The organism is Albidovulum sp., from assembly GCF_049646345.1.
Taxonomy (GTDB): domain Bacteria; phylum Pseudomonadota; class Alphaproteobacteria; order Rhodobacterales; family Rhodobacteraceae; genus Albidovulum.
The window spans coordinates 1-12,209 of record NZ_JBARVQ010000151.1 but is presented as its reverse complement, the minus strand read 5'-3'; the positions used below and the strand labels follow the sequence as shown (position 1 = coordinate 12,209).

At 64.9% G+C, this 12,209-nt stretch carries 10 protein-coding genes; 8 read left to right on the top strand and 2 right to left on the bottom strand.

Annotation, left to right across the window (positions count from 1 at the left end):
* The first annotated feature begins 378 nt into the window (after nt 1–378).
* Together WBB85_RS03815 and WBB85_RS03810 are read left to right on the top strand one after the other, a co-directional pair.
* Nucleotides 379–1,353 (top strand): glycosyltransferase, encoded by a 975-nt coding sequence (locus WBB85_RS03815; RefSeq protein ID WP_432637295.1) that lies wholly within the window; start codon nt 379–381, stop codon nt 1,351–1,353.
* The gene (locus tag WBB85_RS03810) at nt 1,350–2,048 is read left to right on the top strand and encodes a phosphotransferase family protein (protein ID WP_432637294.1); all 699 of its coding nucleotides are present in this window, start codon (nt 1,350–1,352) and stop codon (nt 2,046–2,048) included. The genes WBB85_RS03815 and WBB85_RS03810 overlap by 4 nt, the downstream gene beginning before the upstream one ends.
* Here the strand turns inward: WBB85_RS03810 and WBB85_RS03805 are convergent.
* A complete protein-coding gene (locus tag WBB85_RS03805; RefSeq protein ID WP_432637293.1) occupies nt 2,037–3,278 on the bottom strand; it encodes a sigma-54-dependent transcriptional regulator in 1,242 nt (413 codons plus the stop codon). The two genes, WBB85_RS03810 and WBB85_RS03805, sit on opposite strands and share 12 nt — an antisense overlap.
* A 1-nt stretch (nt 3,279) precedes the next feature.
* Nucleotides 3,280–4,653: a sensor histidine kinase gene (locus WBB85_RS03800; RefSeq protein WP_432637292.1), complete on the bottom strand. Its 1,374-nt coding sequence runs from the start codon at nt 4,651–4,653 to the stop codon at nt 3,280–3,282.
* A gap of 214 nt (nt 4,654–4,867) precedes the next feature.
* Here WBB85_RS03800 and WBB85_RS03795 point away from each other — a divergent pair, with 214 nt between their 5' ends.
* From WBB85_RS03795 to WBB85_RS03770, 6 genes are all read left to right on the top strand, one after another.
* A complete protein-coding gene (locus WBB85_RS03795) occupies nt 4,868–6,442 on the top strand; it encodes a response regulator (protein ID WP_432637291.1) in 1,575 nt (524 codons plus the stop codon).
* Nucleotides 6,426–7,655 (top strand): glycosyltransferase family 4 protein, encoded by a 1,230-nt coding sequence (locus WBB85_RS03790; protein WP_432637290.1) that lies wholly within the window; start codon nt 6,426–6,428, stop codon nt 7,653–7,655. The genes WBB85_RS03795 and WBB85_RS03790 overlap by 17 nt, the downstream gene beginning before the upstream one ends.
* On the top strand, nt 7,655–8,830 hold the full coding sequence (locus WBB85_RS03785; protein WP_432637289.1) for a glycosyltransferase family 4 protein: 1,176 nt from the start codon (nt 7,655–7,657) through the stop codon (nt 8,828–8,830). Before WBB85_RS03790 ends, WBB85_RS03785 begins: the two co-directional genes overlap by 1 nt.
* The gene (locus WBB85_RS03780; RefSeq protein WP_432637288.1) at nt 8,827–10,596 is read left to right on the top strand and encodes an ABC transporter ATP-binding protein; all 1,770 of its coding nucleotides are present in this window, start codon (nt 8,827–8,829) and stop codon (nt 10,594–10,596) included. Before WBB85_RS03785 ends, WBB85_RS03780 begins: the two co-directional genes overlap by 4 nt.
* Entirely contained in the window at nt 10,593–11,825 is a 1,233-nt protein-coding gene (locus tag WBB85_RS03775) for a phosphotransferase (protein WP_432637287.1), read from the top strand. Before WBB85_RS03780 ends, WBB85_RS03775 begins: the two co-directional genes overlap by 4 nt.
* The coding region (locus WBB85_RS03770; RefSeq protein ID WP_432637286.1) for a hypothetical protein at nt 11,822–12,209 on the top strand (388 nt) is incomplete at its 3' end. The genes WBB85_RS03775 and WBB85_RS03770, both read left to right, overlap by 4 nt.

The window sequence follows — 12,209 nt, the reverse complement described above, 5'->3', positions numbered from 1 at the left end:
GGCCTGCCGGAATGGTGCCTGCGGATTGTGTCCAAAGCAAGCCAGACCACCTAAAATTTGTGCTGATGTGAAGAAATCCGCTGGTTGTTACATCGCGTGACCGGTGCGGGGCGATCCCGCAGCCGAGGCGGGACTGTGATCGTTCCCCACGTTTCCAGTTCGGGTGATGCCATAGCCGCCAACCTGTCGTGGGAATGCCGGCCACCCTGATCCTGAACAGATGAGGGGGAGAGTAAGCTTCACAATACCTTCGGACCGTTTCACCAGCCCGGAAATTTCATGCCGACAAGGTGGTGAGAAGCCCCAATTCGGGCCTGCGCGCGGCTGTTCGGATCTGCGAAACGCCACGATGATCGCAACGAAAAGCACCGAGAGATCATGAACCAGAACGCTCTGACATTCGTTGCCACCGGGAAAAGCGGTCTTGGCCATCTGCGCCGGGTGACAACGATTGCACAGGCGCTGCGCCGGAAGCGGCGGGCGCTCGGTCTGAGGTTGCTCACAAACGCCGTTCCTACCGGTATCGCGGACGGGGACCTGCGCGTGTTTGACGCAATCACAATGCGGCCGAGGCAGGAGATGGCAGAGGCATTGGCCGATAGTACCGGTATCACCATCTTCGACACGGTGCAGGTTCCCGGGATTGAGCGGCTTGGGGGCCGAAAGGCATTGATTCTGCGCGAAACCATGGCCGACAGGGTCGCGCACTTCTCCATTCCCGGAGGCTGGAACCGGGTGATCGTGCCCAACCCCCGGGATCACTGGATGCCGGGCGGCCGCGCGTTGTCGGCATCCGTTCAGGCGGTGGGATGGATCGTCCGGCCGACAGGTCCGCGCGACGGAAGCGAACCACCGGCAGGCATCGTCGTTGCGACGGGTGGCGGAGGGACGGATGCGACGCGGGATCAGCTCTATCCGCTGCTCGACAGGGTGATTGCCGATACACGTCGCCGTGTCGGCCGGGCGTTTCAGGTCCGGCAGGCGCTTGGCCCCCGGGCGGGCGGGCAGAGATTGGCGGGCGTGGACAAGGTTTTTGATCCTGGCGGCGATCTGAACCGGATCTTCCGCGCGGCCGATCTGGTGATCACAACGGCGGGATACAATTCGGTTCTCGAACTGGCCACGACCGATACGCCGGCCCTTTTGATGCCCATTCCGCGCAGTCTCGACGATCAGGTGGCGCGGGTCCGTTGCTGGGGGTCCAGGCTTGGCCATGGCTACGACCTTTTGCAACACGAACAGGCTGTGGACTGGCTGGCGGCGCAGATCGAGACACCGCGGCGACGCGCGCCCGTTGATCTGGGCAGCGACGGCGCTTCGCGGGCGGCTGACCTGATCCTCGATCTGTTATGAGTGTCTTTCGGAAATCCTTTGCCACCACCGGTGCGGCGCAGGAGGCGTTGCGCCGGACCGCGCGGCTGCGCGGGGCGGGCCTTCCTACGCCGGATGGACGCCCCGGCCAGACCGGGCGCGAGGTTGCCTTCGATCACGTTACCGGCCTGACCGGTTTCAACCTGCTCGAAGCCGTGCCGATGTCGGCTTTGCTTGTCCCCCTCGGCGCGCTCCATGATGTCACGGCAGGGCAGGTACCGGAATTCGACCCCCTGTTGCGCATCCGACCGCGCCTTGGCGGCGACGCTCCGAAATGGTTGATGGATGCGCTGGCGCAACCCGCTCCTGCCGGGGCGGGCAGGCCCGTCCTGCTCCATGGGGATTTCCATGTCGGGCAGATGATCTGCGACGGGGCGGGGGATATCTGGCTCATCGACCTCGATGACCTCGCATCCGGACCGGAGGAAGCCGATCTTGGCAATTTCATCGCCCATCTGGCGACGAGTGCGGCGGTTGCGCGGGGCGGGTTCAATGAAAGCATCGCCTTCTGGCAGGGGGAGGTTCTTGAAGGCTGGTCCGCACTAGGGCGCGGATGCGAGCCTTTGCGGCTTAACAGGTATCTTCGGCTGGCGCTGATCCGCCGCCACCTGAAACTGCGCGCAGCCGGACGTCGGGACTATTGCGCCGAGATCAGAGAGTACCTCTCAACGCCGTGACAGGGCGAACTTCTCCATCCGGTAACGCAGCGTGTCGCGGCTGACACCCAGAATGCCCGCCGCGCGCGAGACATTGCCACCGGCCATGCCAAGCGCCTTGCGGATCGCGCCGAGTTCAAGCTCCTGAAGCGTGGGGATGTCTTCGTCCGAGGAGTGGTCCACCGTAATCGGTCGAATATGTTGCGCGTCGATCACCCCGCCGGTCTGCGCCAGCATTGCGCGTTCGATACAGTTGACCAGTTCAGCCACGTTGCCGGGCCAGTCGAGTTGCAGAAGCCGCGCCCGCGCCTCGGCTGTCAGCCGGGGCCGGTCAAGGCCATTGCCCCGCGCGATCCGACAGGCGGTGTAGTCTGCGATGGGCAGGATGTCCGAGGTTCGTTCACCCAGCGTGGGCACGTCGATCCAGCCGACCTGCACCCGGTAGAGCAGTCCGGGCAGTATGAACCCCTCGCCGTTGCCGGGCGAAAGATATTGGTTCGCGGTTGCCATGAGTGAGGGCGGTTCCGCCGCATCGTCCAGAAGGGCAAGAAGCTGTCCCTGCGCGGTCGCGGACATCTGTTCCAGATGCCGGAGGACGAGCGTGCCCGCCGCCGCGCGGGTCACCATCTCGGCCATGTGTAGGGTCATGTCGTCGCGGCGATGCGTGCAGTCTATGCAGACAAAGCCCTCTGCCGTCCCGCCGGAGGCTTCGTGCAATGCGCGGGCCACCAGCGTCTTGCCGGTCCCGGCGGCGCCGACGATCAGGACACCGGGCCGGGTGTCGCGGTCGACCGGGCGGGCCAGTCCGGTGATCGCGGTCCGCAGCGAGTTCGCGGCCGACGACCGGCCGATGATGCGCTCCACCCCCGTGCGGTCCGGGCCGGTTCCTAGTTCGTCCAGCATAAGATCCCGGGCGATCGCGGCGATTGAGGCCAGCGAGGCGGGCTTGACGATGAAATCGCGGGCACCGGCCTTCATCGCCTTCACGGCCACGCCGACATCGCCGTGACCCGTCATCATGACGATCTGCGCACGCGGATCTGACCTGCGGATCCATTCCAGCAGTTCCAGACCGTCATCCTCGTTCAGCTTGTAGTCAAGGATGACCAGCCGTGGCTGTTCGCGTTTGAACATCGCCTTCGCCGATACCCCGTCGACGGCATAGGCGCTGGGGAAACCGCGCCGTTCAAGAAAGCTGACCATGGAGCGGGCCAGAACGGTTTCGTCGTCGATCACAAGTACTTCACTCATGTCATGCCCCTGCCGGAAGTGTCAGTGTCACCTCGACCCCGCGTTCAGCCCCGTTGCGCAGGTCGAGACTGCCGCCAAGCCGCTCCGCAATCCGGCGGCCGAGCGCCAGACCGACACCGAGACCGGCGGATTTCGTGGTCTGCATCGGTGTAAAAAGCCGGGTCAGTTGTTCCTCGCTCATGCCGGGCCCGGTATCGGCGATCTGGATCGCGATCCGCCCCCCAGGCGCGCGGCCCCACGAAATTCGCAGAAAACCACCGGTTTTCATTGCCTCAACGGCATTCGAGAAGACCGTGCTCAGCACCTGTTCGATCTCGGCCGAGCCGGCGGCGGCCAGGGCGTTCTGACCCGAACCGTCAACCTCAACCCTTATGCCGCGCTTCTCAAGCTGGGGCCGGAAATTCTGAATGCAGCGCTGGACGATGATGTCGATATGAGCGACGTCCCGGGCCGAGGCTGGGTCTTTACGCATCTGCGTCAGGAAGGATCGAATCCAGACCTCAAGACGGTCAACCTGATCGATGATGTCATGGACGGACCGACGGGCAGGGTCTGGCAGCTCATCCTCTCCTGCCAGTTCCGCGCAGGATCGGATCGCCGCCAAAGGATTGCGCAACCCGTGCGCCACGGCCGAGGCCATCTCTCCGACCACCGCCAGCCGCTCGGTCTCTACCAGCCGCTGTTCCTGACGCCGCAGGATCCGCACCGAATACATCACCACGCCAAGAAGTGCGGCAAAAAGGACCGCGCCCGACAGAAGGGCAGCGATCCAGCCAAGCCGCTCTATATTCCGGATGGTCACAAGCAGGCTTGTCGGCGCCTTGTAGACCTCGACCGCGCCGACGACAAAGCTGCGGTCCTCGGACCAGATCGGAATGTAGAACTCGATGAACTCGGTCACAGCCGCTGACAGTCCAACATGCTCGTCCTTTTCACCCCGTTCCATCACATTGACTTCGGGGTGCAATTCGCCGCGCATCGCTGCGGCAAGCTCGTCATTCTCATCGAAGGTCCGACCGATCAGTTCCCGGTCGCTTGACCACAGAATCTCACCCGACATCGCATAGACATTAGCGCGAAAGACATCCGGCAGACGTGAGACATGGACAAAGAATTCCTCCATCGCCGGAACCTCGCGGTTCTGCGTTTCGCCATAAAAATAGCTGTTGGCCTCTTCTACCCGTACGATGGAATTCAGGAACTGCATCGACACGACCGCGTCGCGCATCATCATCTGACGGGCCACGTAGCTTGCCAGATAGGATGACAGCAGGAAGGTCGTCGCGAAGATCGCCAGAAAGCTGGTGACGATAAAGAGTGACAACACCCGCACGTAATGCGGCGATCCTCTCGCATCCGTCGGCTTCGATGCCATTGACGTCCCCAAACCAGTTCCCGCCACAGAGTATTCATTCGATGGCCCCTCCCTGACCACGGACCATGGTCCGACGAGTTGTCGAGCCCCGGCATATCGGCAGAATTTGGGGCATTTGCCCCATTTCGGACGTGGGAATTGGCCCAAATCGGTCCCGTTGCCCCCTCAAATCGCAGGCCCTGCGCGGGCAGTCTGGTCGCAAGAGAGGCCCGCCATGACCCGCATACTTCTGTCCGAAGATGAACCCGTCCTTGCCCGCAACATCGTGCGGTCGCTTGAAAGCTGCGCGATGCATGTCACCCATGCTGCCTCGGCGAAGGCAACCGAGACCGCCCTCAATGCCGGAAGTTTCGATCTTGTATTGGCCGATATATCGCTGGGTGACGGCGACGGGATCGAGGTGATCTCGGCCGCGGGCGGACGACTGGACCAGACGCCGGTCGTGGTGATGACGGGCGAGGACAGCCTCGACAATCGCGGCCGGGCCGAGCGGATCCCGGTCGCAGCCTTCCTTGCCAAACCCTTCGCGCTGTCGCGGCTGAAGGAACTCGTCACCGCGCTTACCGCCGACAAGGGCGGGCCGGGCCAGCGCCGGGGGCGCGGTCCGTCGGTGGTGATGTATTCGCATGACACGATTGGGCTTGGCCATATGCGCCGCAATGCCTCGATCGCGCGCGAACTTGTGGCGCTTGTGCCCGGCCTGTCGGTGCTGATGCTGATCGGTTGCCCGTCGGGGATGATTTTTGATCCGCATCCCGGCATCGACTATGTGAAGCTGCCGTCGCTTGCCAAGCTCGGCCGGGGGGCGTTCCAGTCTGGCGCGCTCCGGCTTGATGCGGCAACGCTGCGGCAGATGCGGTCCCGGATCATCGAAGGCGTATTCGAGGCGTTCCGCCCCGATCTTCTGCTGGTCGATCACGAACCGGGCGGGGTTCTGGACGAATTGCTGCCGGTGCTGGAACGACGGCCGGGACGCAACAGGCCGCGCGCTATCCTTGGCCTGCGCGACATTCTTGACGATCCCGACCGGGTGCGCACTGCATGGGCGGCAAACGGAACGGCGAACGTCATCGCCGGGTGTTACGATCAGGTGCTGATTTACGGCAATGAGAGGTTCTATCCCTCTGACACCGCTTACGGGCTTGCGTCGATGCTGCCCGGAGGGGTGGGCTATACCGGCATCGTGACCACGACCGCGCGCGCCCGGATCCGGCCCAAGGGCAAACCGCCGCGATCGGTTCTGGTATCCGGCGGCGGCGGCCGCGATGCCTATCCGCTGATCGATGCCGCTCTTTCGGCGCTGGCGACGATTCCCCGGCGTAAACGGCCCACGATGACCGTCGTGACCGGCCCCCTTATGGATGAGGAACTGCGGATCGCCGCCTCTGTCCGCGCGGCACAGCTTGGTGTTGTCTGTCTGGACAGAGTGCCCGATCTCGGCGCGCTTCTGGATGATGCCGATCTTCTGATCACGATGACCGGTTACAACTCGATCAACGAAGCCCTGGCGCAGGGCTGTCCGATCATCACCGTGCCACGCCTCGGCCCTTCGGCCGAACAGCGCATCCGGGCCGAGACACTGGCCGCGCGGGGCCTGGCCCGGCACCTCTGCCGCGAGGCGCTGAGCGCAGAGGCCCTTGCGCACATGATGATGGCCCCACCACCCGAAGTGCGAACCGGCAGCCTGTGTTTCGACGGTGCCCGCCGGGCCGCCGGGGTGATTGCCGATCATCTTGCCCAGTGCCAATCCCTGCATGTTGAGGAGGCCGCCCATGCCGCATTCCACTGACGGCCTGCGCGTCGGCTATGTGCTGAAGCGCTTTCCCCGCTTCAGCGAAACCTTCATCCTCAACGAAGTGCTGGCGCATGAGGCGGCGGGCGCCATAGTCGATGTCTTTTCCCTGCTCGACCCGCCGGATGAGCCCCGCCATGCCAGCCTGACACGGCTGAGGGCGCGGGTTACTATGCTTTCCGGTGCGGCTGCGGGGCGCGACGCGCATCCCGCGACCGGAGATATGGAGCTTTTCTCTGGCAAGACACCGCGCCAGACTGGCCGTCTGATGGCCAAGGCCGGGGCGGTAGCAAACGCGGCGCGTGCACGCGGGATCACGCATCTGCATGCCCATTTCGGGTCCGACGCCGCGACGGTCGCGCTTCTGGCGGCGCGGGCGATGGGGGGCACGTTTTCGTTCACCGCCCATGCCCGCGATATCTACCATACCTACGTCTCGCCCGAAGCCGATGCCGCGATGCGCCGCGCCAAGCTGCGTGCGGCGGCCTTCACGGTGACGGTTTCGGATTACAACGCCCGCCATCTGGCCGCTCTGTGCCCCGAGGCCGCCGGGCGGATAATCCGGCTTTACAACGGCATCGACCTTCGCGCCTTCCCCCCTGTTGACCTCGTGCGGCAGCGGCCGGGACGGATGCTGGCGGTTGGCAGGCTGGTGGAGAAGAAGGGCTTCGCCAGCCTGATCGATGCGGCGGCGATCCTGCGCGACCGGGGCCTTGCCTTCGACCTGGATATCGTCGGCAGCGGGCCGCTGGAGGCGGAGCTGGCTGCTCAGGTCGACCGGCTGGCATTGTCCCGCCATGTGACGCTCGCCGGGGCCTTGCCGCAGGAACGGCTGGTCGAACGAATAGAAGAGGCGACGCTGGCGGTTCTGGCCTGCAAGGTCACCAAAAGCGGCGACCGCGATGGGTTGCCGACGGTTCTTTTGGAGGCGATGGCGCGCGGGCTGCCGGTGGTCACCACCACCGTTTCCGGCGGGCCGGAAATCGTTCTGCCTGACATCACCGGAAAACTCTGCCCGCCCGACGATCCGGCCGCGCTGGCCGAGGCAATCGCCGCGGTTCTTGCCGATGGCGATCAGGCACGCCGCATGGGGGCAGAGGGGCGGAAGCGGGCCGAGCGGCTTTTCGATCTTGACCGGAATGCCGCCACCCTGCGCGCCCTTCTGGCAGCCCCCGCGACGGCCCCCGCCCGGATCGGGAGGGCCGCCTGATGCGCATCGCCTATGTCAGCGCCGATCGCGGCATCCCGGTCTTCGGTGCCAAGGGCGCCTCGATCCATATTCAGGCGATGATGCGCGCCTTCGCGGCCCTGGGCCACGAGGTTCGCGCGCTTTCGGCCCGCAAGGGCGCGACGCTGACCGGCGCGCTGTCGGTGGAGGAAGTCGGCAGTCCGGCCCCGTCCGGTGCGAACCGGGCGACGAAAGAAAGCGCCGCCATGACACAGGCCCGCGCGATCGAGGACCGTCTGATCGCGCTCTATCGGGACTGGCCCTTCGATCTGATCTATGAACGCTACTCGCTCTGGTCCGCTGCCGGTATCCGGGCGGGTGCCCGGCTGGGTTTGCCTGTCGTGACCGAGGTCAACGCCCCCCTTCTGATTGAGCAATCCGAATACCGGGAACTGGTGCATGCGGATCAGGCACGGGCCATCGAGGCGGTGGTCTTTGCCCGCTCCGATATCCTCGCGGCGGTGTCCTGGCAGGTTGCCGAATATGCGGTTAGTCGGGGCGCGGGCCCTGAAAGGGTCAAGGTTATCGGCAACGGGGTCGATACGGCGCGGTTCCATCCCGGCGTCGAACCGGCGCGTGTCGGCGCGATCCCGGACGACGCCTATGTCGTCGGGTTCACCGGATCGCTGAAAGCCTGGCACGGGGTCGAAACACTGCTCCGCGCGTTCGGTGCATTCCGCCGGAACTGCCCCGACGCTCATCTTCTGATCCTTGGCGACGGGCCGCAACGCGGCTGGATCGAGGGCTTTGCCGAAGGCGCGGGCTTTGGCGGGGCGATGACCATTTCCGGCTGGGTTGATCACGCGGATCTGGCGCCGCTGATCGCCCGCATGGATGTGGCAACAGCCCCCTATCCAGAGGATGACAGCCACTATTTCTCGCCCCTGAAGCTTTACGAATACCTCGCCATGGGCCGCCCGGTCGTGGCCAGCCGGATCGGGCAGACGGCGGAATTGCTGACCGGGTCGGACGCGGCATGGTTGCTGCCGCCGGGCGATGCGGGCGCGCTGGCCAGAGCCCTTGCAACCCTTCACGCCGACCCTTCCCGGCGTGCGGCCATGTCACAGGCCGCTGCCGCAGAGGGCCGGAAGCATGACTGGACGGAAAACGCCCGCCGGGTCATCGCGCCGGTTGAAAAGCAAAGGACAGCAGCATGAGCCGACGCAGCGACAGGGTAGAGCCGCGCGCACTCTGGCGGCTTTTCCGGCGAATGGGGCCGCATCTTGGTCCGCATCGGCGAAAGCTGATCCTTGGCGGGCTGGCCATGATCGGTGTGGCTGCATCAGAGGTGTTCAGGCCTTGGCCGCTGAAGATCGTCTTTGATGGCATCCTCATTCCGCAGGCCGAGCCCGACAGCGTCACTGCCTCGCTGATTGCAAGCTTCGGTGCAGGTAACGGGTTGCTCGCGGTCTCGGTCATCGCGATTTTGCTCTTCGCGCTTGTCGGCGGGGCTGCGGCTTATGTTCAGTCCTATCTGATCGCCGCTGTCGGCCAGAAGGTCGTCGCCGCGATCCGGCTGGACCTTTACTGCCACATCCAGCGCCTGTCGCACAGCTTTCACGACACCGCCTCGACCGGAGAGATTATCGCACGCCTGACCGGCGATGTGCGGCTGATGCGCGATCTTCTGATTGATGCTGTCGTGTTCTTCGCGGCGCGGTTCCTCGTCATCCTCTCGACCCTCGCCATCATGGCCCTGATGAACTGGCGGCTGACGCTGGTCGCGCTGATCATCCTGCCGGCACTCTGGTTGCTGACACGGCATTTCGGCAACCGGATCAAGGGGGCCGCCCGGCAGCAGCGGAAGAAAGAGGGCATGATCGCCGTCGTCATGACGGAAGGCATTTCCGCCATCAATGTCGTGAAGGGATTTGCCCGCGAAGCCTATGAGGAAGATCGCTTCGCGCGGCAGAATTCATCCTCGGCCGAAGCTGGCGTGCAGACGACCCGGCTTGCCGCGCATATGGACCGGATCAACCAGGTCCTGCTCGCGCTTGGGACAAGTGTCGTCCTTTGGTACGGTGTCATCCTCGTTCGGGCCGGAACCATCAGCCCGGGCGATCTTCTGGTCTTTACCGCCTATCTGTCGACGCTTTACAAACCCGTGCGCAAGATGGCGTCCATGACCTCGCGCATCGCCAAGGCCACGGCAAGCGGCGAGCGGCTGCTGGAGATCTTCGATCTTCAACCCGATGTGGCCGAACGCCCGGATGCGGTCGAGGCCGGGCGTTTGATGGGTGAGGTGGCGCTTGACGGTGTGAGCTTTGCCTACCCGGATACGCCGATGGTTCTTGAAAAGGCGGACCTGACGATCAGCCGGGGCGAGGTTGTGGCCCTTCTGGGGCCAAGCGGCATTGGAAAATCCTCTGTCGCCAAGCTGATCATGCGGTTCTACGATCCGGTTGCCGGCCAGGTTACCATCGACGGCACTGATATCCGGGACTTCACGCTCGACAGCCTGCGCCAGAACATTGCCGTCGTTCTGCAAGAGGCGGTGCTTTTTGCCGCAACGATCCGCGAAAACATCGCCTATGGCCGGATCGGCGCCACCGAGGACGACATCATCGCCGCAGCCCGCGCTGCGGGGGCGGATGCCTTCATCCGCGCACTGCCGCAAGGCTACGATACCATCGTCGGCGAACGGGGCGAAACCCTGTCGGGCGGTCAGCGCCAGCGCATCGCCATCGCGCGGGCGATCCTGCGCGATGCGCCGATCCTGATCCTTGATGAGCCGCTGACCGGGCTAGATGCAGCCACGGCGCGGGCGCTGATGGCGGAGCTGCGCACCGCCACCCGCGGACGGACAGTGCTGCTTATCACGCACGATCCGCAATGCCTGAGCCTCGCCGACCGGGTTCTGCATCTGGAGAAGGGCGGTTTTGTTGCCGCAACCGGACCCGCCGGGATCGCGAGGCCTGCATGAGCGCCAACGCGATTGCCAGCGGAAACCTGCCCGACGCCTTCCGCACCAAACTCCGCGAGGGGCCGAGCCAGCGGGCGATAGAAACGCTGATCGGTGCGGGTGCCGGGCGGCCAAGGCTGGAGCGCGTGCACTTTTCCGACCGCCGTCCGGTGCTGTTGCAATATGCGGCGGGGCAGCAGACGGTTCTGGCGGAATGGGTGCCCGATGCGGGCGAGGATCAGGCCGCCGCGACGATACGGCGGCTTCGCAAACCCCGCCACGGTCAGGCCGGGGGGCGGCCCGAAGCCCGGATCGTTGCCGACCGCGACTTCATCCTGCGTCTGTCCGGGCTTGATGAGCGGTTGCCGGGCCTGAAGCTGCTCTATAACGCCGGGACCGCGCGCGAAGTGATCGCCCGGATCGAGGGCGCCGATCCCGGCCCGGTCACGGCGCATCTGGTTGCCCACCGGCTGGGCAAGCGCGCCGTACTACGGTTCGACGGCGCCAATGGCACAAGCCGCTTCGCCCGGCTCCGCTCGGTCAAGAGCGAAACCGGTCAGGTCCAGTTCGCGCGGCATGTGGCGCTGTGGCATGCCCTTGGGGACAAGTGTGCTCTGCGCATCCCGACGCCTCTGGGGGAGGATCCGGCGCTTGGCCTCGCGCTCTACGCGCCGCTGGCCGGAACGCTGCCGGAATTCGCGGGCCTTGACGGGTATTCCGCCTGCCGCGATATCTCGGCAGCCCTCCGAGCGCTGCAATCCCTGTCAATTGAAAGCCTGCCGCGCCACGACGCTGCGGCTGAAACCGCGCTTCTTCAGGCATGGTTCTGGCGGATCGCCCCGATCTTTCCCGATCTTGCCGTCGCGATCCGTGATCCTCTGGACCGGGTTATGGGCGAACTTGAAGACCTGCGGCCTGTGCCGGCCGTGCCGACACACCGCGATCTGCATGAAAAGCAGATCGTCATTGCCCGGGAAGCGGCGGGTATCCTCGACTTCGACACTTTGTCGCTGTCCGATCCGGCGCTTGACCCCGGCAACCTGCAGGCCCATCTCTTTCTCGCGGGGCTTCACTGGGAACGATCCCTTGCGACCTTCGAATGGGGTCTGCTCATCGGAATGCCGGACCTGCCGGTGGCGCGGGCCCGGATCTGGCGTCGCGCTGCACTTTTGCGGCTGGCGATGATCTATGCCTTCTCGGACATCGCCCCGGCAATCCTGCGCAGCCTGATTGCGGAGGCGGCACAATGATCGCGATTGATGACCCTGCCCTGCCCGGATTGCATGGACTGGCACAGGACAGGCTTTGCGCCATCACCGGGGCGTCTGAGGTGGAAGTGCTGCGCCTGCGCTACGATCGTGGGCGCCGCGCGATATTGCATTTGTCGAGCGCCATTGACGGTTCGGATGCCCCGCGCGAGGGGGCGATCTGGTTCTATCCCGGCAACAAGACCCGGCGTCTGGCGAAACGCTATGACGGGACGGTGTTCGACCCTGACACCAACGCGCTTTACACACCGTTCCCCCATGACCACAAACTGCCGGAGATTTCCGCGTTCCTTGCCGGTTACGCGGACCACGTCCGGCCGTTGATCGGCGGCGCGCCGTCCGGGGCGGCGCAGCTTGTGCGCTACC